At 60.6% G+C, this 22,378-nt stretch carries 14 protein-coding genes and 4 pseudogenes; 11 read left to right on the top strand and 7 right to left on the bottom strand.

What is annotated here, in order from left to right:
- Positions 1 to 20 precede the first annotated feature (20 nt).
- The 4 genes from ACP7DW_RS16525 (at position 21) to ACP7DW_RS16510 (ending at position 9,300) form a co-directional block, all read left to right on the top strand.
- Positions 21 to 2,966 (top strand): TonB-dependent receptor plug domain-containing protein, encoded by a 2,946-nt coding sequence (locus ACP7DW_RS16525; protein ID WP_426055783.1) that lies wholly within the window; start codon positions 21 to 23, stop codon positions 2,964 to 2,966.
- Positions 2,967 to 3,459: 493 nt separating this feature from the next.
- A complete protein-coding gene (locus ACP7DW_RS16520; RefSeq protein ID WP_426055782.1) occupies positions 3,460 to 6,504 on the top strand; it encodes a TonB-dependent receptor in 3,045 nt (1,014 codons plus the stop codon).
- 66 nt (positions 6,505 to 6,570) lie between these two features.
- The gene (locus tag ACP7DW_RS16515; RefSeq protein ID WP_426055781.1) at positions 6,571 to 7,962 is read left to right on the top strand and encodes a Gfo/Idh/MocA family protein; all 1,392 of its coding nucleotides are present in this window, start codon (positions 6,571 to 6,573) and stop codon (positions 7,960 to 7,962) included.
- Between the two features lie 63 nt (positions 7,963 to 8,025).
- On the top strand, positions 8,026 to 9,300 hold the full coding sequence (locus ACP7DW_RS16510; RefSeq protein ID WP_426055780.1) for a DUF3472 domain-containing protein: 1,275 nt from the start codon (positions 8,026 to 8,028) through the stop codon (positions 9,298 to 9,300).
- Between the two features lie 10 nt (positions 9,301 to 9,310).
- Here the strand turns inward: ACP7DW_RS16510 and ACP7DW_RS16505 are convergent, their stop codons facing one another.
- Together ACP7DW_RS16505 and ACP7DW_RS16500 are read right to left on the bottom strand one after the other, a co-directional pair.
- Positions 9,311 to 9,823, bottom strand: a complete 513-nt coding sequence (locus ACP7DW_RS16505; protein WP_426055779.1) for a hypothetical protein — start codon at positions 9,821 to 9,823, stop codon at positions 9,311 to 9,313.
- Between the two features lie 235 nt (positions 9,824 to 10,058).
- Positions 10,059 to 10,368, bottom strand: a pseudogene (locus tag ACP7DW_RS16500) (IS3 family transposase); the annotation flags it as partial.
- A 295-nt stretch (positions 10,369 to 10,663) separates the two neighbouring features.
- Here ACP7DW_RS16500 and ACP7DW_RS16495 point away from each other — a divergent pair.
- The 3 genes and pseudogenes from ACP7DW_RS16495 to ACP7DW_RS16485 form a co-directional block, all read left to right on the top strand.
- A complete protein-coding gene (locus ACP7DW_RS16495) occupies positions 10,664 to 11,995 on the top strand; it encodes an alpha/beta fold hydrolase (protein WP_426055778.1) in 1,332 nt (443 codons plus the stop codon).
- 27 nt (positions 11,996 to 12,022) lie between these two features.
- Entirely contained in the window at positions 12,023 to 14,764 is a 2,742-nt protein-coding gene (locus tag ACP7DW_RS16490) for a CHAT domain-containing protein (RefSeq protein ID WP_426055777.1), read from the top strand.
- A gap of 401 nt (positions 14,765 to 15,165) precedes the next feature.
- Positions 15,166 to 15,309: pseudogene (locus ACP7DW_RS16485) on the top strand (IS481 family transposase); the annotation flags it as partial.
- Here the strand turns inward: ACP7DW_RS16485 and ACP7DW_RS16480 are convergent.
- Positions 15,261 to 15,542 carry a hypothetical protein gene (locus tag ACP7DW_RS16480; RefSeq protein ID WP_426056057.1) on the bottom strand — a complete coding sequence of 94 codons (282 nt, stop codon included), beginning with the start codon at positions 15,540 to 15,542 and terminating at the stop codon, positions 15,261 to 15,263. The pseudogene ACP7DW_RS16485 and the gene ACP7DW_RS16480 sit on opposite strands and share 49 nt — an antisense overlap.
- Here ACP7DW_RS16480 and ACP7DW_RS16475 point away from each other — a divergent pair.
- Positions 15,501 to 16,223, top strand: a pseudogene (locus ACP7DW_RS16475) (TonB-dependent siderophore receptor); the annotation flags it as partial. The gene ACP7DW_RS16480 and the pseudogene ACP7DW_RS16475 overlap by 42 nt on opposite strands.
- Before the next feature lie 4 nt (positions 16,224 to 16,227).
- Here ACP7DW_RS16475 and ACP7DW_RS16470 read toward each other — a convergent pair.
- The 3 genes from ACP7DW_RS16470 to ACP7DW_RS16460 all read right to left on the bottom strand — a co-directional run bounded on the left by ACP7DW_RS16470 (position 16,228) and on the right by ACP7DW_RS16460 (position 18,351).
- Complete coding sequence (locus ACP7DW_RS16470) at positions 16,228 to 16,605, bottom strand: SirB2 family protein (RefSeq protein ID WP_035818381.1); 378 nt, start codon at positions 16,603 to 16,605, stop codon at positions 16,228 to 16,230.
- Positions 16,606 to 16,692: 87 nt separating this feature from the next.
- Positions 16,693 to 17,157: a GNAT family N-acetyltransferase gene (locus tag ACP7DW_RS16465; RefSeq protein WP_426055776.1), complete on the bottom strand. Its 465-nt coding sequence runs from the start codon at positions 17,155 to 17,157 to the stop codon at positions 16,693 to 16,695.
- A gap of 177 nt (positions 17,158 to 17,334) precedes the next feature.
- Positions 17,335 to 18,351, bottom strand: a complete 1,017-nt coding sequence (locus tag ACP7DW_RS16460; protein ID WP_426055775.1) for an extracellular catalytic domain type 2 short-chain-length polyhydroxyalkanoate depolymerase — start codon at positions 18,349 to 18,351, stop codon at positions 17,335 to 17,337.
- 448 nt (positions 18,352 to 18,799) lie between these two features.
- Between ACP7DW_RS16460 and ACP7DW_RS16455 the strand changes: the two genes are divergently transcribed.
- Genes ACP7DW_RS16455 through ACP7DW_RS16445 form a run of 3 tightly spaced genes read left to right on the top strand, consistent with a single transcriptional unit; the run spans position 18,800 to position 22,175 of the window.
- A complete protein-coding gene (locus tag ACP7DW_RS16455; protein ID WP_426056052.1) occupies positions 18,800 to 20,044 on the top strand; it encodes an MFS transporter in 1,245 nt (414 codons plus the stop codon).
- The gene (locus ACP7DW_RS16450) at positions 20,041 to 21,426 is read left to right on the top strand and encodes a NarK family nitrate/nitrite MFS transporter (protein ID WP_426055774.1); all 1,386 of its coding nucleotides are present in this window, start codon (positions 20,041 to 20,043) and stop codon (positions 21,424 to 21,426) included. Before ACP7DW_RS16455 ends, ACP7DW_RS16450 begins: the two co-directional genes overlap by 4 nt.
- 56 nt (positions 21,427 to 21,482) lie before the next feature.
- On the top strand, positions 21,483 to 22,175 hold the full coding sequence (locus ACP7DW_RS16445; protein WP_426055773.1) for a carbonic anhydrase: 693 nt from the start codon (positions 21,483 to 21,485) through the stop codon (positions 22,173 to 22,175).
- A 103-nt stretch (positions 22,176 to 22,278) separates the two neighbouring features.
- Here the strand turns inward: ACP7DW_RS16445 and ACP7DW_RS16440 are convergent.
- Positions 22,279 to 22,378 (bottom strand): annotated as a pseudogene (locus ACP7DW_RS16440) (IS110 family transposase); the annotation flags it as partial.

The raw sequence follows: 22,378 nt of genomic DNA, 5'->3' as shown, positions 1-22,378 counted from the left end.
TGATAAAAAGGGAGATGGGAATGCACTTGAAAAAACTGATGGCCGCCATGGTGGCGGTAGGGCTGGCATCGACGGCGCTGGCGGCCGACGAGGAAAAACTGCAGCGTGTCGAAGTGACGGGGTCCAGCCTGAAGCGCATCAACGCGGAAACGGCGTCGCCGGTACAGGTGATCAACGCCAAGCAGATTGAAAACATGGGCGCGCTCACCTTGCTGCAAGTGCTCGACAACCTGCCCGCCGCCCGCCCGGCGCAGCAGGACTTCCGTTCGATGTTCACGGGGTCCGATGGCGGTTCGCAAGCGAACTTGCGCGGCCTCGGGGCGCAGGGCACCCTGGTGCTCTTGAATGGCCGCCGCCTGTCCTTCTACGGCGCGCCGGCCGGTTTCCAGACCATGTTCGTCAATATCGATGCGATTCCCGCCGCCGCCATCGAGCGCATGGAAATTTTGACGGACGGCGCCTCGGCCGTATATGGCTCCGATGCCGTGGCCGGCGTCATCAACGTCATCACCAAAAAGTCGTATCAAGGCCTGGAAGCGCGCGCCAACGGCGAGTTTTCGCCCAGCGTGAAAGCCTATGGCGAGCGCCAGGCCAGCGTGCTGTATGGCCTGGGTGACCTGGCCAATGACGGCTACAACATCTATGGTTCCGTGAACGTCTACCAGCGCGACCGCATCGCCCTGGCCGACACCTATAAGAAGCGTCCCGCGTATTTTTATGCGAACAATCCCAATTTCATCCCGAACATGCGCGTGGGCGTCGGCAGCGAGCCGGGCGTGATGAACCCGGGGACCTTCTTTGTCTTCGACAAGGCGAAGAACAATGCGCGCACCCAGCGCGCCGCGCCCGGCTGCAACACCAGCATCACCGAGGCGTCGGGCACGCGCTGCGTATGGAATGCGCTGCCCAACCAGCTCGACACGGGGCCTACCTCGGAGCGCGCCACGGCTTACCTGAGCGGCCGGCTGAAACTCGGTGGCGACATGGAAGCGTTCGCGGAAGGCGCTTTCACCCACATCAAGATGCGCGGCGAGAATGGCCCGTCCAGCTTCAACAGCGGCAGCACGAACAACTGGTTCGCGCGCAATACGGGCAATACGCTCAACACCTTCGCTACGCCTTTCCTGAGCCCGAACAACGTCTACCTGAAGGGCAAGCTCGACGCCGACATGCTGGCCAAGATGGGCGGCGCGGCCGGCTTGAATTACCTGCTGCAGGACGCGACGGGCCACTTCGGCCAGAAGAATGTCGATGAAAACTACCGCGCGCTCGTCGGCCTGCGCGGCAGCATCGGCGGCGGCTGGGACTTTGAAACGGCGCTCAGCGTGGCGGGCAGCCATTCGACCCTGTTCCAGACGGCGAACATCAACATCAAGGGCTTCGAGCAGGCGTTCGGCCCGTTCACGAAAGACCCCGTCAGCGGCCGCACGTATATCTCCGACAATCCCGCCTACAAGTTCGGCGAAATCAGTGACGCCAACGCGGCGCTCCTGCGTGCCGCCTATCCGACCTTCGCCATCGAATCCTGGACCAAGCTGATGACCTGGGACGCGAAGGTCGAAGGCACCCTGTTCAAGCTCGGTGAGCGCGAAGTGCGCGCCGCCGTGGGCACCAACATCATGCGCGAGAGCTTTCTCACGCCCGGCAACGCCGATGCCGCCAATGGCCTGATCACGCAGCAGGGCGGTTCCTGGTTCGATGGCCGGCGCACCATCGCCGCCGTGTTTGGCGAAGTGGTGGTGCCGCTTTCCGACACCCTGGAAGTCAATGCGGCCGCGCGCCTGGACAAATATCCGCATTTCGCCGCCAACCTGGCGCCCAAGCTGGGCGTGATCTGGCGCGCGCGGCCCGACCTGATGCTGCGCGGGACGTATTCGGAAGGCTTCCGCGCGCCCAACCTGGCCGAATCGGGCACGGGCGGCGTCTTTGCGCAGGTGGGCGGCATCCGCGACACGGTGCGCTGCGATGAAACGAACGCCATGGCGCGCGCCTTGCTGAAGTCAAAGGTGGCGACGGATGCGGACCTGGGCAAGAGCCTGCTCAATTCGAATTGCTCGACGACGGTGGGCGGCCTGACGCCGCCGAACCAGAACCTGCGTCCGGAAAAGGCCAAGATTTCCACCGTGGGCCTGGTGCTGCAGCCGGCCAAGGACGTGAGCATTTCCATCGATTACTGGTTCATCAACCGCCGCGACGAAATCGTGCGCCAGGACTTCAACGAACTGTTTACGGAACTGGTCGACAAGTACGGCCCGACCCTGGCCGGCACATCGAGCGCCATCCGCAACGACCTGACCGATACGGACCGGGCCAACGTGGCGGCGGTGGCGGCCATGTGCGCCAATCCCGCCAATGCTGGCGTGTGCGCGGGCGGCGTGCCGCGCTACTCGGTGGGCAACCTGGGCGGCTTGATCAACTCGTATTCGAACCGCGGCCGCACCCTGATGGACGGCGTGGACATCGACGCGCGCACGCGCTTCGCGCTCGGTGACTGGGGCAAGCTGAGCACCGGCATCGCCGCCACCATCCGCAAGCGCGATACGCATGACAGCGAAGACGGCAGCGACATCAAGGGCAATACCGTCGGCTACTACGATTCGCCGCGCTACCGCGCCACCGTGAATGCCGACTGGAGCTACCGCAACTTCGTCAGCAGCGTGTTCGTCAACTACTCGGGCAAGACGCGCTGGGCGTATGGCCCCTGGGACAAGGACAACACGCCGGAGAACTGCACCGCCGCTTCGGTATCGCTGCCGGCCGGCCAGTGCAAGGGGGCGCCGTCGTACACCACGGTGAACCTGGCCTTCAGCTGGAAGCCGGTCAAGAATCTGGACGTGGGCCTGAACGTGAAAAACGCGTTCAACAAGCGGCCTTACTACGACCCGAATGGCTGGGAAGGCTACAACCATAGCCAGGACCTGTTCGGCCGCCAGTTTGCGCTCTCGGCCAGCTACAAGTTCTTTTAATCCGTGACCTTGCCCCGGCCCGCCTGTGCGGGCCGGGGTTTTGCCATGGAAAAGAAAAGACAATACTCTGAAATATGCAATACGAAAGATAAACGTAAGTGAAAGCAGGCCATCAGGCCTCCTTTCGCGTTTTTCTCTCTGGATTTTTTGGCCGTTTCACCATTCCCGCTCACCTCGCTGCCTGCGTGTGTATCTGCCACACCACGATAACGAAAGTTATTTGCCGCGCCAGTCATTGACTCGAAAGATAAAGCGCGTTTGTTTGCCCGGTTGAGCGATAAATTTGCGTTATAACTTTCTTTTTGTTGACGATACTTCTTTTTCTTTTTAAAGTAATCCCAAGAAAACGAAAATCAGCCGATACGGACTGATTTCCCGGAAGGGGCGGCTGTCTGGCGCTGCCTTCCGACGACCACCATAAAAATGGCGCCCCCCGACTCCTCCCCGGAGCGGGGAGGACGCGTATAACCCTCGATATAGACGGAGAGACAGCATGCATAGCACCCGACTCAAATTGCGCGACATCAGCCGCGCCGCCGCGATCGTGATCGCACTGGCGGCCGGCGTGCCAGGCCAGGCCTGGGCACAGTCGAATGCCACCAGTACCATTTTCGGCGAAGTGAGCGCACCGGCCGGCGCCACCGTGGTGCTGGAAAACCTGGCGACGGGCGTGCGGCGCAGCCTGACGCCCGATACGTCGGGCCGCTATGTGGCCAATTCCATGCCGCCAGGCCGCTATGCGGTGCGTGTGCTGCGTGCCGGTTCGGTGGAAGCGTCGCAGGAAGTCGAAGCCCTGATCGGCGCCGGTGCGGAAGCGAACTTCGGTCCGGCCAGCGTGGCTGGTTCCGTGGGCCAGGAGCAAACCGTCGTTGTGAAAGCATCGCGCAACCCGATCGACGTATCGAACACGAACAATGGCGTGATCTTCACCGCCAAGGAATTGAAAGCGCTGCCGGTCGGCAATGATGTGGCTTCCATCGTGCAGCTGACGCCCGGCGTGGCGCGCGGCACCAACAGCGTGTACGGCAATGCGCCGTCGATCGGCGGCTCGGGCCAGTCGGAAAACGCCTTCTACGTCAACGGTTTCCCGATCACGAACATCCTCACCCAGGTGGGCGCGTCGGAGCTGCCGTTCGGTGCGATTTCCAACCTGCAGGTGCTGTCGGGCGGCTACGGCTCGGAGTTTGGCCGCTCCACGGGCGGCGTGATCAATATCACCACCAAGAGCGGCGGCAACAAGGTCGAATTCGGCGGCAAGGTCTCCATCATCCCCCGTTCGCTGAAGGGCACAACGGAAAACCGGTATTACCCGAACACGGGTGCCAATCCGGGCACGGATGGCACCTTGAAGTACTGGAATCGCGATAACGGCAGCACCAGCAAGGTCGTCGGCTTGTACGGCAGCGGGCCGCTGATCCAGAACAAGCTGTTCGCCTTCGTGGCGCTGGAACAGACGCGCACGGACGGCGGCGCCGTCGCCGGTGCGCGCGACGACTCGGACAAGGTGCTGCCGAACGGCTGGCGCGAAAGCAGGAGCAAGGTTGACCGCATGATGGCCAAGCTGGACTACAACCTGACGGACGACCATCACTTTGAATATACCAAGCTGTATGACCGCACGACAACGGATAGCCAGAGCTATGGCTTCGACTATGCCACCTTGAAACGCAACAACGTGCCTGGCGGCGGCAGCGAGACCACCATCAACTGCTGCGGTTCGTCGGCCGCGCCAGGCGCGAATGTCGACATCTTCAAGTATACGGGCTACCTGACGGACAAGCTGACGGTGACGGCCATGATGGGCGAATCGCGCACATCGCACCGCCGCACGCCGAATGGCTACGATCCGAGCCTGGCGCAGACGGTCTCGAATAGCGATACCCGTGTCCCTGGACTGACGTACGCCAATCCGCAGGCGGTGACGGGGACCCTGGTCGACCCATCCTCGGAAGACCGCCAGAAAGCCAAGCGCCTGGACCTGGAATACAAGCTGGGCAAGCATTCGCTGCGCGGCGGCATCGACCGCATCGACGTGGAATCGAAGGTGGGCCTGAGCCTGGCCGGCGGCTACCGCTGGAGGTACGAGAAGGTCAAGGATCCGACGCTCCTGATCAATGGCGCCTTTGAGACGCCGGCCCAGGGCAACGGCTACGGCAAGCAGGGCTATTACGTCAGCAAGGAGCTCAATGCCAACCTGGCGCGTCCGACCAGCGTGCAATCGGCGCAGTACATCCAGGATCACTATCAGGTCACGGAGCGGGTGCTGCTGGACCTGGGCCTGCGCCGCGAACAGTTCACCAACTACAGCAGCGATGGCGTGGCCTTCATCTCGCAGCGCAACATGATCGCCCCGCGCCTGGGCGCCACCTGGGATTACCTGGGCGACGGCAGCCTGAAATTCTTCGCCAACGGCGGCCGCTACCACCTGCCGGTGCCATCGAATTTGTCGAGCAACATGGCCAGCCCCTTCCTGGCCACCAGCGAGATGTTCACCTACACTGGCGTCGATCTCGTCACGGGCGCGCCGACGGGCCTGCATGCGATCAGCAAGCCGTATTCGGCCAACAACGCGTATGGCCAGAGCCGCGATGCGCGCGAAGTGACGGCCGTTGGCCTCAAACCGCTGTCGCAGGATGAGTTCTCGCTGGGCTTCGAACGCGCCCTGAGCAAGAAGCTGGTGGTGGGCGCCAGCGTCCTGTACCGCAAGTTGAACGACACCAACGACGACACCTGCGACGCGCGTCCGCTGCAAGCGTGGGCCACGCACAACAGCGTCGATACGGCTAACTGGAGCGGCTTCCAGTGCGCCATCATCAATCCGGGCCGCGACAACAGCCTGATGGTGGACTTTGACGATGGCAAGGGCCTGCGCCGCGTGGATATTTCGGCGGCAGAGTGGGGCAACCCGCTGCCATCGCGCACCTACCGCGCCCTGAACATGTTCATCGAGCACCCGTACACGAACGGCTGGTACGGCAAGCTGACCTACACCTTGTCCGGCCTGAAGGGCAATATGGAAGGCCAGACGGACAGCATCGGCGGCGGCGACGTGGGCCTGACGGTCAGCGACGACCACAAGGAACTGATGTACAACGCGTATGGCTACCTGCCGGGCGACCACCGCCACGCTTTCAAGGCCTACGGCTTCATGCAGGTCATCCCGGACGTGATGGTGGGCGCCAACCTGTCGCTGATCTCGGGTGCGCCGCGCAACTGCATCGGCGCGCTGCCCGATAATCTGAAGTTCGAGGGCAATTACGGCGATTCCTACTTCTATTGCAACGGCAAGCCGGCGCCGCGCGGCAGCCAGGGCCGCCTGCCATGGCAAGCCCAGCTGGACATGAATGTGGCCTATACTCCCAGCGCCGTCAAAGGCCTGAGCCTGAAAGTGGACGTGTTCAACGTCTTCAACAGCCAGACCGTCACCCGCTATACCGAAACGCGCGAAGACCATGGCGCCATCTCCCGCAATTACCTGCAGGTCGATGGACGCACGGCACCGCGTTCCGTGCGCTTTACGGCTGAATACACCTATTAAACTGCAGCCGGCCTGCCGTGCGGCGGGCCGGTGACGATCATTACCAACGGAAGCGAGAAGAGACCAATGACGACACAAATCAATCGACGCAATTTCCTGTCCGCCAGCGCAGCGCTGGCCGGTGGCGCCATGGCCGGCAGCGCCTTGCTGCCTGGCGAGGCCAACGCCGCAACCGCCGCCGGCCGCGACAAGGTTCGCCTGGGCCTGATCGGCACGGGCATGCGCGGCCAGGTGCTGCTGGCCGAGCTGGTGCGCCGCGATGACGTGGAAGTGGTTGCCCTGTGCGATATCGAACCGATCATGCTGAAACACGCGCTGGGCCAGGTGGCGAAGGCCGGCAAGCCGCGTCCGCGCACCTATGGCGAAGACCGCGACCAGAAAGCCTACCAGCGCATGCTGGACGCGGGCGGCCTCGATGGCGTGATCATCGCCACGCCGTGGGAATTCCACGCACCGATGGCGATCGCCGCCATGCAGGCGAAGATCGCCGTCGGCTGTGAAGTGGTGGCCGGCATCACCCTGCAAGACCACTGGGATGTGCTCAATACCCAGCTGAAGACGGGCACGCCCTACATGTTGCTGGAAAACGTATGCTACCGCCGCGACGTGATGGCCGCGCTGCAGATGGTGCGTGCGGGTCTGTTCGGCGAACTGCTGCACCTGCAGGGCGGCTACCAGCATGACCTGCGCGCCGTCAAATTCAACAGCGGCAATCCGGCCAAGCCGTATGGCGGCGGCGTGGAATTCGGAGAGAAGGGCTGGTCGGAAGCCCATTGGCGCACGCAGCATTCGGTCGAGCGCAATGGCGAGCTGTATCCAAGCCACGGCATCGGCCCGTGCGCCATGTACACGAACATCAACCGCGGCAACCGTTTTACGCGCATCAATGCCTTTGCCACCAAGGCGCGCGGCTTGCACGACTACATCGTCAAGCAGCCGGGCGGCGCGCAGCATGCGAACGCCAAGGTGAAATTCAAGCTGGGCGACGTGGTCACCACCACCTTGGCGTGCGAGAACGGCGAAACCATCATCCTGCAGCACGATACGAGCCTGCCGCGCCCGTATTCGCTGGGCTTCCGCGTGCAAGGCACGGATGGCCTGTGGATGGACTTGAATAATTCGATTCATATCGAAGGCGTCAGCAAGCCGCACCAGTGGGACGACTTCAAGGCTTACCAGGACAAGTATGAGCACCCGCTCTGGCGCAAATACGCGGCGCAAGCGGAAGGCGCGGGCCACGGCGGCATGGACTTCTTCGTCATCCACGCCTTTGTCGAAGCATTGAAGGCCAATGCGCCGATGCCGATCGATATCTACGACGCCGTGACGTGGAGCGCCATCACGCCGTTGTCCGAGCAATCGATCGCCGCCAACTTCCAGACCCTGGACTTCCCCGACTTCACGGGCGGCCAGTGGAAAGCGCGCAAGCCGATCTTCGCCCTCGACGGCAAGTACTAAGCCTTTACGACCCGCTACCGCGCCTGCCGCCGTAGCGGGTTTTTTCCATCCCAGGAGACGTTGATGAAACACCGAAGTGCACTACTCCATGCCGTCCTTCCCGCCATGCCTTTACTTGCAGCCTGCGTGGCCGCCTGCGTGGCCGCGCCCATGGCGTGCGCGACGCCCGCCAGCGTGGAACTGGCCGGCAATGCCTTCATCACCAGTGCAGACAAGGGCGCCGTCATCGGCGAGCATGGCCTGACCGGCTGGAGCAATCCCGCTACCGTCGCCAGCACGTATTTCCGCGTGGCGGAAGCAGGTCCCGTCCAGGTGGCGCTCGATGCCAGCCTGGCCGATGGCGGCAACAGCACCGTCCGCGTGAAGATCAACGGCACGCCGTTCGACGTCAGGCTGGCCGGCAAGGCGCGCAAGACCTACGCCGTCGGTACTGTGCACGTGCCGGCGGCCGGTTATGTGAAGGTGGACTTGCAGGGATTGACGCGCGCCAAGGCCACGTTCGGCGAGGTCGCGGCATTGAAGGTGACGGCCGGTGCCACGCTGAACTATGCCAACGACCCGGCCAATTACTACTGGTCGCGGCGCGGGCCGTCCGTGCACATGGGCTATACGGTGCCGGCCAATACCGAGTATTTTTATAACGAGATGACGATCCCCGTCGGCCAGGACGCCATCGGTTCCTACTTCATGGCCAACGGCTTCGGCCAGGGCTACATGGGCATCCAGGTGAAGTCGCCCGCCGAGCGCTGGATCCTGTTCTCCGTGTGGGACGCCGACAATGGCACCAAGACCACCCTGGTCAGCAAGGGCGAGGGCGTCATCGACAATGCATTTGGCGGCGAGGGCACGGGCGGGCAAACCTACCTTTCATATAACTGGGCGGCCGGCACCACGTACCGCTTCATCACGCGCGCGCGGCCCGACGGCAAGGGCGGCAGCGATTACTCGGCCTGGTTCTTCGCGCCCGAAACGGGCAAGTGGCGCTACATCGCCACCTGGAAGCGGCCGGCGATTTCCACGTATCTGACGCGCGTGCATTCCTTCCTCGAGAACTTCATCGATACCCTGGGCTACACGGAGCGCCGCGTCCAGTTCGGCAACCAGTGGGCAAGGAACGTTTCCGGCGCCTGGTCCGAAGTGACGGCAGGGCGCTACACGGGCGATGCCACGGCCACCAACGCGCAGCGCATGGATTACGCGGGTGGCCTGGAAAACGGCAAGTTCTACCTGCGTAACGGCGGCTTCTTCGCCGAGGTCGTGAAAACCGGCCAGAACTTCACGCGCCCGGCCACGGGCCACGCACCCGCCGTCGATGTGAGCGCCTTGCCGATGCAATAGGCGTTGATTCTTACCCCGGCCGCTTGCCCACCATCGCTTCGATGCCGCGATAGTAGGTGAGCGGCCTGCCTATCGTCACGCCCATCAATGCGGCTGCCTGGATGATGTCGTTTGTATCGCGCCGGTACACCACCAGCGCATCCATTTCGTCGCCGCCGTTGCCGTCGATCTGGATCAGCTCATAGCCGCCTTCGTCCACGGCGCGCTGCGCCAGTTCCGTATCCAGCCACTCGAAATAGGGCAGCACGCTACCGCCGCTGTCCTCGAGCATTTCGTACGGGAAGTCGGGGAATTCGTCGAACATGTCCTGTATCTGCTCGTGCAGTTCATCGATCTTGTCGCTTGACGCCATATGCCCGGCCAGGTGCGAGAGGATCGCCACCGCGTAGGCCTGCGCATCGCTGTCGATCCACTCGTCGCGCGGCGCGGAGGGCGCCTCGGTGATGGCGGCGACGGCTGCGTCGAGTTCTTCGCCTTCCAGGTCACCGCAGGTCAGCTTGGTCAGCAGTTCAGATAGCAGCATGTTCGCCTTTGAATGGGGGCATGGCCGGGATGGCCGGTTTGTCCATGATGTTGTTAAGACTATCATCGCCGTGCAAGCTGACGCGCCCGGCAGGACGGATGCCTCACAGTGGCCAGGCCTGTTTGGTGACGGCCACGGCGATGATGTAGGCGAATACCAGCACGGCGAGCGCGAAGGCGGCGCCGTCCAGTTCACATTGGCGCAGCAGAGACAGCTTGCCTTCCCGCTCGACTCAGCTCAGCCGCACGGCGCTGCTTACAGGCCTGACTTTTTTTAAACCAGTCCAGCTCCATCATCAGGCGCCAGGTCTCGCCGTAGAGTCGGTCCTCGTCCTCTTGCGCAGCATCCACCTTGGGACCTCGTTTGCCCTCGAACAAGGTACCGGGGAGGGCGAGAATTTCCTTCTTCCACTGGCTCACCATCACCTGATGAGCGCCGTGCAGTTGGGCGATCTCATTGACCGTCTTGACCCCGCGCACGGCCTCAAGCCCGCCCTTCGCCTTGAACTCCGCGCTGTGCACTTTCCGCTTCTTTGCTTCCGTCATTGGCTGCCATCCTCCGTTGAGGACCATAGCTTAAACTGCTGTCTCAAATCGTGGATTCACTATAGAAATTCTCAAAAATCCCTTAAAGTTGATGCTTAGCAATCGCAATTAGGGAAATTTAGAAAAATTTGCTAATGATTCAAATGCGGAATTTGTGACCGGTCTGGTATTGGCCGGTAGTTGCCGGCACAAAAATTCAACAACGCGTATCAACATAGTAGACATTATTGATATATTTTGTTAAATTGACGAATATACCTCCTGCTGTTATTCCTTCGTCGAAGGAGTCAATATCATGTCCTGCTACCTCCGCTGTGCGCTCCTGCTATGCTTCAGCGTGGCGCTTTTAGCATGTGACCAGAGTTCGCCGGGGACGCCCAACCCTGATCTCTCTTTTTCGGCTGTCGGCGGTCCTGCCCGCACCTTGGTGGTGTTTGTGCATGGCATTCTGGGAAATGCGTCAACGACTTTCAAGGCCCAATCGGCACAGCAAGGATGGCCCGAGCTTTTGGCTCGCGATCCAGCCATTGCGGAGCCGATAGATGTCATCAGTTTGGGGTACGCTAGCGATCCGTTACAGCGCGCAAGCAATATCAATGAAATCGCGACTAGATTGCGTTCGAAGCTGGACCAAGAGGATGTCTTCATCCGTTATTCCAGGGTAATCTTCGTTACTCACAGTATGGGAGGACTGGTCGCAAGGCGAGCTCTGCTGCAACTGAACCAGGACAACCCCGATGCATTGAAAAAAGTCGGAGCGGTCTTTTTTTTCGCCACGCCCGCAGGTGGTTCCGACAATGCGGAACTCGCCTCATGGATCAGCAAGAACCCGCAGTTCAGCAATATGTCTCCTTCGGATGTGAACATGTTCCTACAGATGGAAGATGATGACTGGGCTGCGATGCTGCGCCACCGTACGCAGGCGAATCCGTATCCAAAAACTTTCTGCATTTACGAGACCCGCACGCTGGCGATTTCCGTTATTGTTCCACGCAGCCGCTCTCAGCATGGCTGCGACGAGCGCGATATTGCCTTCGACCGCGATCATTCTTCCTTGGTCAAGCCGGCCAACCGGGAAGACGAGGTGTATTCCTATCTAAGGGCAAGATTAAACCGCCTGATTAGGGATGAGTACGTCCCGCTGGCGATCGAAGCATATCTCTTGTCCGGGAACAAACCTTTGTCCAGTCCAGCGGAATTGAAGAGCGGCGAAGAGTATCAAATCCGTGTGAAGGCCACCAGGGATTCGTGGTTTTATGTGGTTTGCGAAAATAGCGACGGCAGCATTCAACGTTATTTCCCTAGCAGGCTCATGGAAGAACAGAAAACGCAGCAAAGGGAGCTGACCTTGCCGCTGGATTCCCAAAAAACATTCAAGCTGGACAATAAAGTCGGCGTCGAAAAAATCCATATTTTTGCATCGGGCGACAAGAACGACACGATCAGACGAATTAATGCCGAAATTGGGACGTCACCCGACAACGACAGAAGAATCATCTACCGCGCGCTTCAGTTGCGCAACTCGCTTTACACCGTTAAAAGGCCGCCGCAGGCTAAAAATGGCAAAGTCCGGATAGAGAGCATGATGGGGGAACCCAGTGTGTCGTTATGGATAGTCCATCAGTGAGGCAGGTGGCAATATGGCAATATGAATATGCGCAAACAATTCATTCTTATCGTTTTGGCTTTCCTATTTGGAACGGCCAATTCTCAGGAACCGACGCTTGCAAGCGGCACTCCTGCGGAACTGGAGAAGAAAATATTTGGAGGCTATCTGGAACCGGGCAAAACACCGGCATTAAGAAATCCAGGATTTAACGATTTTAATCTGAGAAACATCTTGCTTTTTTACGGCATGACAGGTCAATATGCGCAGCGCCTGCGAATATGTCGGTTTCAGGAGCGATTAGCAACTAATGCCGCCGAAAAGAAAGAATCCAGTTTGTGCATTGTAGGCGCATTGCTCAGCCTTGGGCGATATGCGGAAGGCGAGGATTTATTTTATTCCGACGAAGCGAGGAATCTGGACAAATCATCTGCGACTCCGATGCAGGAGGTCAACGAACTCAAAACTATACTGAATATTAGCCTTAATCAAGGCAACACATCGTTGGCATTGATGATTGTTGACCGCATCATTGCACTATATCCAGCCCTCCGGATAGTTCCGACTACATGGGACAGTTCGGACAAGGAATTATTTGGCACGGGTCAGACGTTAATGAAGCGGCTGTTCGACGAGGACGAGGCCGCCACGCAAAAGACGAAGACAAGGCTGATCTACTTTGAACAGGATAAAGAGCGCTATCAAAAACAGTTGAATATTTTCCTGACGCTATTGGGAAACCAGAGCAGTATCAGCCGCAATCTGGCTGCCATGGACGAAACCGACGCCCTAGTGCGGGTCGGGGAATCTGCACGTGCTATCGCTATTGCAAGGAAAGCTTTACCCGATCTTGAAATGGAAGCTGGCTTCCGCGCGCTGCAAAACCCATTGACAAACGATGTCATGCTGAAGGCAGAAACAGTCGTACTGGGCGATGAACGTACCAATACCGGATTCGTCAAATCGAGATTACGGGTGGTGAAGGCGTACATCCTTCTGAATCGCATGGACGACGCCATGCAGCTGTTGATGACGACCCATAAGATCGCTTTGCGTTATGAGATGCAGGAACTGTCCGCTAGCATTCCAATGGCGCAGGTCGAAGAGGTTTTCGCGGCTATTGCCATCCAGCAGAAAGACCCCGAGGCCGCCATCGCAGCGCTGCGCTCGGCAAGAAAACGCATCCTCGCCGCCACGCTTCTCGAGCGTTCCTCGACGCTGGGCCAGCGCCGGATTCCGTTTGACACCTTGCTCTCATCGGTGCAAGCAAAACTGATTGGACTAATTGCCGAGTATCGGGCTAGCCCCGTTCAGGATGATGAAACCCGGCAGCTTATCCTGGAGATCATGCAGGACTTCAGCGCTTCCCGAGCGGATGTCAGCGTCCGCCAAGCGGCGTATTCGCTTCGGTCGCCGGACGCCACGCTCAAACAGGCTCTATATCGAGAAGGCCTGCTCGTGGACGAACTCATGGAACAGCGCGGACTCCTGGCAGTCGCCGCAAAAGAAACAAATACGTTGACGATAGACCGGGCCGCGACGCAGACCCGCGTGCGTGAAATCACAGCGGAACTGCGCGCCATCAAGGCGGATATTTTCGAACATAATCATATGATCGACGCGAAGCGGCTGGCCGGCGCCGCGTTGAAGATGCCGCAAGATACCGTGCACTGGCAATGGATATTGCACCCAGACGCCAATACCATTATCGCGGTGACAGGAAACGGCATCTGGCTGCATCCGCTGGATATGCCGGTTACCGAAATACGGCAGCACATGGGTCAGCTTCAGCATGCGCTGACTCCTAAGACCAACTGGAAGCCAGGGCAACTACCCCCGTACCCGCGTCAAGCGGCTGGCCGTCTGTTTAGCGGGCTATTCAGCCCTATTGCGCTGACGATGCCGCCAGCAAGGCAATGGATCATTTCCCCACCCGCGCTGCTGGACCGGATTCCATGGTCCGCCCTGATACCTGCTGACGACAAACCGGTCAAGCCGTCCGCCCCGTGGCTAGTCGATCTGATAGCGATAACCATGTCCCCGTCGTATTCCGCGTCGGTAGAGCTGGACGGACATCCCCTCTCGCGAGCCTCGCGGCCGTTCTTGGGCGTAGGCGATCCATTGCTGTCTGCTGCACCGGTGAATCTGTCCTCGCTCAGTACTCGGGGCAGTTTTATCGCCACCTTTGCATCTTCCGCACCAATTGAAACCGTCACAAGATCGTCTTTCGGCAGGGAGCTGAATTCAGCCGCTGCCTTGTTTCCCGGCAACGGAACGGAATTAATGACGAAACAAAAGGCGACCAAACAAGCCTTGCTTAAAGCCCCGCTGTTCGATTTTCGCATCCTATTATTCAGCACACATGGGCTGCTGGGGCGAAAGATGCAGCATACTTTAGGCCCGAGCCTGCTGCTGAGCGGCGGGAAAAATCCATCGGATCGATTCCTTACCGCCGCTGAGATCGGGCGCCTGCGGCTTGATGCGGATTTGGTGATCCTCAGCGCCTGTGACACCTCTGCATCCGACGGTTTGTCGGACGGTGAGGGCTTTTCCGGGCTGACCAGCGCCTTTCTGCTGGCGGGTGCGCGCACTGTGCTCGCAACGCTATGGCCGGTGGAAACCAGCTCCACCGAAACGCTGATTGTCGACGCACTGAAAGCGTATCGACAAGCGCCCGGCAGCCCAGTTGCGTTCGCTTTGCGTCAAGCCATGCTCGCTAAAGCGCATGGCAACAGTACCGATTTTCGCCATCCGTATTTCTGGTCGGGCTTTGTCGCAGTTGGCCGTTGAACGCTGCGTCGGAAACCGTGCTTGATTCGGGCGAGTGCGCCGGCCAACGACATTCTGCCAGGCCGCTATCAGCTACACCACTAGAGCTGAGCGAACTGATGACTGAGTCATGCCTGATTGACGCTCACTACCGCACTACTGCCCAATCAGACACTCGCTCTTATCTTCACTCCGAGCCATCTTGGCGCGCGTCCGTGTGCCTGCAATGTTCGAAGCGAAGGTGGAGCTGTTTGACGGCGTCCAGAATGCAGACTTCGCCTTGCATGTACGAACTGTCTAAGTGTTTAGAATCGGGTGTTCATAGTCCTATTTGCAGCTTGCCCTACTTAAAAGCTAGGCCCCTGTTAAACTAGGCGCCTGTTGAGTACATGGTTGATTCATGTCACCCCACCGCCAGCGCCATGACCCAAGCCCATCACAGCCGAGCCCGCACCAACCACCTGATCCGGGAAGAAATCCGTAACTCGACACTGTCCCAACGGGAGCTTGCCGAGCGTTATAACGTGAGCCGCCTGACGATCCGTAAATGGCAGAACCGCGATAACCGGACTGGAACAACCCGAATTTCTCGCGCTGGAAGCTGCTCGATAAGGTGCAGCAGCGCGGCATCTATGGCACGGCGCGCTTTTCGCTGGCCGATCCCCTGAAACTGATCGTCGGCGCGCGCTAAAGCCGCTACAAGGCCGACCATGTTGACGACTGGGGCGGCAGCTACGCGTATGCCAAGCATGCGGTCACGCCGTATGCGGGCCTGGTATGGGATATCGATGCGCAGCATGCGCTCTACACCAGCTACAGCAAGATCTTCAAACCGCAGGGCTACCAGGACCGGTTCGGCCGCTACCTCGACCCCGTACAGGGCAAGAATCTGGAAGCGGGCGTGAAGGGCGAGTATTTTGGCGGCCGATTGAACGCGGCGCTGGCCGTGTTCCGCATCGCGCAAGATGGCTTGGCGCAGGAAGACACGGGCCATTTTGTCGGCAATTCGCTGACGCAGGCGTATTTCGCGGCATCGGGCACCACCAGCAAGGGCGTGGAACTGGACGTCTCGGGCGAGCTGGCGCAGGGCTGGAACGTATCGGCCAGCGTGTCGCACGCGGTGGCTGAGGACAGCACGGGCACGCGCTTGAACAGCTATGTGCCGCAAACACTGGCGCGCGTGTTTTCCACGTACCAGATGTCTGGCGACTGGCGCGCCTTGTCCGTGGGCGGCGGCGTGAACTGGCAGAGCGGCGCCTACCGCGATGCCACGGGGCCGAACGGTGTCGAACGCGTGGAGCAGGGCGGCTATGCCGTGGCCAGCCTGATGGCCAAATACGCGTTGTCGCGCCAGCTGTCGCTGCAGGCAAACGTCAACAACCTGTTCGACAAGCATTACTACAGCCAGCTCGGCATGTACAACCAGGGCTACTGGGGCGCGCCGCGCAATGCCAGCCTGACCTTGCGCTACATTTTCTGATGCATCAGAGTGGCCAGGCCTGTTTGGTGACGGCCACGGCGATGATGTAGGCGAAGACCAGCACTGCGAGCGCGAAGGCGGCGCCGCGCACGGCCGGCGTCTTGCCCCGTTTTAGCGCGATGGTGCCCAGCACGATGTAGGCCACCAGCGCGCACAGCTTGGCGGCCAGCCACGGCTGGCTGCCCGGCGACTGGCCGCTCCACACGGCCAGGGTGATGGCGCTGGCCAGCAGGGCCGTGTCGACCAGGTGCGGCAGGATTTTCACCCAGCGCTGCTGCAAGGCGGGCGAGGCGCGCAGCATCCAGGCGCCGCGCAAGAGGAAAAGAAAGCCGCTGGCGGCGGCGCAGCCCATGTGGAAATGCTTGAGACTCAGATAATCCATGCGTGATGTGGTGGGCGTTGATTGACGATGGCGCCAGCATAGCCGCGTTTGGCGTGGCGCGCCATACGCCGTCGGGATAAGGCGGCCCTAGCGCAGCAATTTCACGTACACCAGCTCCGGGTCACCCTCGTCGAGATGGTCGATCTGGCCGCTGCGCACGAAGCCGGCACTGGCGAACAGCCGTTGCGCGGCGCCGTTGGACTGGTTCGTCGAGGTGAATAGCTTCCCTGTCCGGCACGCGGCTTCGGCCGCCGCCAGCAGGCGCAAGCCAACGCCGCGCCGCTGCTGCCCGGGAGCGACCACCACCAGCGAGACGAAGCCGTGGCCGAAGAAATCGCCGTGCGTGAGGACATAGCCTGCCACCTGGCCCGCGCGGATGGCCACCTGGCAGTGGCCCTGGCCGACGGCGGCGCGCACGGCCTCGCCCCGGCTGGCGTGCGCCTGCGCGTACGCATCGCAGGCGAGCATGGCGTCGATCTCTTCGGGTCTTGCAGTGCTGACCAGCACGGTGCTCTCGTCACGCTGTGCGGCGCTGTTTCCTGCGTAATACATCAATGAATACTCCTTTCCAGTCGGGTTTTGCCTAGCCGATATCGCCCAGCGGGCGTGCGGTGCCATCATCTTGCGTCTTTATTGCCACGCTGGCAAACACGCCGTCAAATCGCATGAGGCGCCGGCGGGTTTGCGCCTTGCCGCCCGGACGAAGAAGCGGGCGGCAATCATCCACGCTCAGTTCGGGGCGGACATCAGCCGCGTCAGCATCGCATGCACCGCGGACATCTGCGCTCCTGAACGCAACGCGTAGTTCAGTCCCGTATAGCCGATCCAGTCCCAGCACCCGAGGGGATTGAGAATGCCGACACGCCGCAGTTGCGGATACAGGATGATGATTTTATTACTGTCGGCCCAATCGTTATAGCCGGTTTTTTCATAAAAGGCATCGGCGACATCCGCCTGGGTCTGCTCGCAACCATGAAATGCCACATGGATACGGCAGCCGGGCTCGCGCAGGCAGATGGCTGGGATATACACATGGGCATCGGCATCTAGGCTGGTCCATCCCACGGAAAACTCGCGCTGATTGAAGCTTTTCGCCTTGTCCGTGCGCTTGCGCACCGGCGGATTCAAGTCGCCATAGATGTGCTTGAGTATCGAGCCAGGCTGGTCATATGCCGCGCCGTCGACTTCGCAGTGGTTGATGTATTGGCCTCCATTCGTGGCGCAGTCGCCGCCATACGAAGGCGAGATCATGGCATGTCCGGCAGGAACATTCTTGACATACAGCATATTCTCGGCGGGAACGCCGGCATCCCTGAAAAAAACGGCCGTAGCGTCCACCAGGGGCGGTACCACGACTTTGTCGTTCAGGCCGCTGAATATATAGATCCGCTTGTGCCTCAAGTTGTCGAGCGGGTCGATCAGGCCTATGGTGGCGAAATCTTCGGCCGCGTGCAGCATGCGCTGCGGTCCCGGTTCAAAAGGCCTCATCCAGCCCATGCACAGCGCGGTACGTGCGGCCAAGCCAATGGCACAGTAATACGGGCCCCCGGCGACGATGCCGGCGCCGATCACCGATCCCGAATAGGCGACCTGGTATTGCACGGCCATGAATGCGCCTGCGGACAGGCCGGAAACGGAGGTTTGCGACTGGCTGGCGGCCAGCGCGGGCAGCCTTTCGCTGGCGCGTGGCGATGCCGGAAATGCCTGTGAAAGTAGCAACAGGATAGTGCAAAAGAATATTTTCATGGCAACTCCTCTTGGTGACGCTCTTGCCGCTACTGGGGAATGCTGGCGGCGGGAGGCGAATAGGATAGAGCGGTGACGCGGCAAGGCGGTTTTGCCAGCCAATGTCATGTTCCTGATGTAGATCAAGGAATGGCTGTAATTGCGTGTCCGCGGGCTTGCTTTTTCAGGTCGCGCTCGGCGCCGGTTCGCCCCAGCCTGGTTGTATCGTGCCGGCCATTCCGGCCTTCCATTCAGCCTAGTGCGACGCTCGGCGGTCTAGTCACTTTTGCCGATGCGGCTATCCAGATTGCTTTTCCAGAATCACCCTGTGGCCGATAGTGCCTTTCGCCTCTGCCACGTAAGCTGGTCGGGACGGCTGGCCAGACGGCCAGTGCATTCATGGAGAAACATCGTGGCTACCCTAGATGGCACTAAGAACAACAGTAGTAACAAGGCAGTCGAACCCGGCATGCGGCGCAAGCAGTTTTCCGTATTGGTCAGCAGTACCTTCGCGTTTACCATCTGCTTTGCGGTATGGATGATGTTTGCCGTACTGGGCATCCCCATCAAGACCAGCCTGGGCTTGACGGAAACGCAATTCGGCCTGCTGGCCGCCATGCCCGTGCTGACGGGCTCCCTCGTGCGCGTACCCTTGGGCATCTGGACCGACAAATACGGCGGACGCCGCGTCTTCTTCCTGCTGATGCTGGCCAGCGTGGTGCCGATCTACCTGATCTCCTACGCCACCGCCTACTGGCATTTCCTCGTGCTGGGCATGTTCGTGGGCCTGGCGGGCGGCTCGTTTTCCGTCGGCACGCCGTATGTGGCGCGCTGGTATGAAAAGGAGCGCCGCGGCCTGGCGATGGGCATCTTCGGCGCCGGCAACTCCGGTTCCGCGCTGACCAAGTTCGTCGCGCCGGGCATCGTCGCCGCCTTCGGCTGGCAAATGCTGCCCAAGGTGTATGCGGTGGCCATGCTGGCCACGGCCATCATCTTCTGGCTGTTCTCGTATACGGACAAATCGCACCTGGCGCCATCGGGCGAGAGTTTTTCGGCGCAGATGAAGGTGCTGAAGGACCCGCGCGTATGGCGCTACTGCCAGTACTACTCGGTGGTGTTTGGCGGCTATGTGGCGCTGGCGCTGTGGATGACGAAGTATTACGTGGCCGAATACGGTTTTGATTTAAAGCACGCGGCGCTGCTGGCTGCCTGCTTCTCGCTGCCGGGCGGCGTGCTGCGCGCGTTTGGCGGCTGGATCTCGGACAAATACGGCGCCGCCAAGGTGACCTGGGCCGTGATGTGGGTCTGCTGGGTGTGCTTCTTCCTGCTGTCGTATCCGCAAACGCAGATGGTGATCGAGACCGTCACGGGGCCGCTGGCCATCCACATCGGCCTGTCGCCGCTGTGGTTCACCGTGCTGCTGTTCATCGTCGGCATTGCCATGGCCGTGGGCAAGGCGTCCGTCTTCAAGTTCATCGGCGATGATTTTTCCGATAACATCGGCGCCGTCTCGGGCGTGGTGGGCCTGGCCGGCGGTCTCGGTGGCTTCATCCTGCCCGTGATGTTCGGCGCCCTGGTGGACTTCACCGGCGTGCGTTCGAGCGCCTTCATGCTGCTGTACGGCACCGTCTGCGTTTCCCTCGTCTGGATGTATTTCTCGTTCAAGCCGCTGCGTGCGGCGACTATCAATCAACCTGCAGGAGCTAAAGCATGAGCCGCTATATGATCAATACCTGGGAGCCGGAAAGCCCCAGCTTCTGGCAAAACACGGGCAAGTCCACGGCCGCGCGCAATCTGTGGATCTCGATTCCCGCGCTGCTGCTGGCGTTCGCCGTATGGATGGTGTGGAGCGTGGTGGTGGTCAACCTGCCCAACATCGGTTTCACCTACAGTAACAACCAGCTGTTCTGGCTGACGGCCTTGCCGGGCCTGTCCGGCGCCACCTTGCGCATCTTTTATTCGTTCATGGTGCCGATTTTCGGCGGCCGGCGCTGGACGGCCATTTCCACCGGCTCGCTGCTGATTCCCGCCATCGGCATCGGCCTGGCCGTGCAGGATGTGAACACGGGCTATCCGACCATGCTGATCCTGGCCCTGCTGTGCGGCTTTGGCGGTGGCAATTTCGCCTCGTCGATGGCCAACATCAGCTTTTTCTATCCGAAGGCGAGCAAGGGCTTCGCGCTGGGCATGAATGCGGGCCTGGGCAACCTGGGCGTGTCGGTGGTGCAGTTCGTCGTGCCGCTGGTGATCACCTTCGCCGTCTTCGGCGCCTGGGGCGGCGATTCGCTGACCTGGGTCAAGAATGGCGTGAGCAAGGAGATGTGGCTGCAGAACGCGGGCTTCATCTGGGTGCCGTTCATCGCGCTGTCGACCTTGCTGGCCTGGTTCGGCATGAATGACCTGGCCTCGGCCAAGGCCTCGTTTTCCGAGCAGGCCGTGATCTTCAAGCGCAAGCACAACTGGCTCATGTGCTGGCTGTACACGGGCACCTTCGGCTCCTTCATCGGTTATTCGGCCGCGTTTCCGCTGCTGATCAAGATCCAGTTCCCCGACGTGAACCCGCTCGATTACGCCTTCCTGGGACCTTTGGTCGGCGCGCTGGCGCGCGTGGCTGGCGGCGTCATTTCCGATAAACTGGGCGGCGCCCGTGTCACCCTGTGGTCCTTCCTCTTGATGATAGGCGCCGTGCTGGGCGTGCTGTACTTCATGCCGCAAGCCGGCGCAGGCGGCAGCTTCAGCGGCTTCTTCTGGATGTTCATGCTGCTGTTCGCCGGTACGGGCATCGGCAATGCGTCGACCTTCCGCATGATCCCCGTGATCTTCCTGACGGAGCACCAGCGCGCGGCAGCCGGCAAGGGCAAGGCGGCGCAGGAGCAAGCCATCGTCGACGCCAACAAGGAAGGCGCGGCAGTCCTGGGCTTCACGTCGGCCGTGGCGGCCTATGGCGCCTTCTTCATCCCGAAAAGCTATGGCACCTCGATTTCGCTGACGGGCAGCCCCGACGCGGCCCTGTGGTGCTTCATCGGCTTCTATGTCAGCTGCATCGCGATCACCTGGTGGTGCTATGCGCGCAAGAATGCGGCTATGCCTTGCTAAAGTTGGAATGTCTGGCAAGTCGTTCTTGCCAGACGTTGAGGAAATGAGAGTATGTCATGGAAGAACTGGAAAAATTCGTCAACGGCTTCAGCCTGTTTCAGCAGCAGTACTTCAGCGAGCCGCAGACCTTGTACGACAGCCTGCGCGACGGGCAGCGTCCCACGACCTTGCTGATCGGCTGCTGCGATTCGCGCGTCGACCCCATGCTGCTGACGGGCAGCGACCCGGGTGACATGTTCGTGGTGCGCAATATCGCCAACCTGGTGCCGCCGTGCACGCCCGACGCGCCGCCCGGCGTCAGCTCGGCCATCGAGTTTGCCGTCTGCAAGCTCGAAGTGGCGAGGGTCATCGTGCTGGGCCATGCTCGTTGCGGCGGCATTCGCGCGCTGCTGGAACCGCAGCCGCGCGCGCAAGACCAGGAAACGGACTTCGTGGGACAGTGGATGCGCATCGCCGAACCGGTGGCGCAGCGCGTGCGGCGCGAGCTGGCGCACCGCTCGTCGGAAGAGCAGCACCATGCGTGCGAGCTGGCCAGCATATTGCAGTCGCTGGACAACCTGCTGACCTACCCATGGCTGAAGCGCCGGGTGGAGCAGGGGGTGTTGAAATTGCATGGATGGTATTTCGATATCGACAGCGGCGCCCTGATGGCGTATTCGGCGCGCCAGCAGCAGTTTTTGCCGCTCGTCTGTCCGATAGAAAGGGCGCGCCATTTGCATGAGCGCCCTTGGCCCGATGCGGCCAGGTAATCCGAAACGTGCCGTCAACAATGTGTCGGATTACGCTACGCTAATCCGACCTACGTCGCGGCATTTTTCCGCCAATTCGGCAAGGTAGATACTGTTATCCCCGTCAAGCGGCGTGCAAGGCCGGATCAAATATTTTCCCCGACCTGAGCACGCCGAATGCCACGTGCACCAGCTTGCGCATCATGGCGCCGATGATCAGTTTG

This window comes from Janthinobacterium sp. PSRC1-1 (assembly GCF_049897525.1).
Taxonomy (GTDB): domain Bacteria; phylum Pseudomonadota; class Gammaproteobacteria; order Burkholderiales; family Burkholderiaceae_D; genus Janthinobacterium; species Janthinobacterium tructae.
Note: the sequence above shows the minus strand (reverse complement) of the source record. Positions and strands in the feature narration are given on the sequence as shown.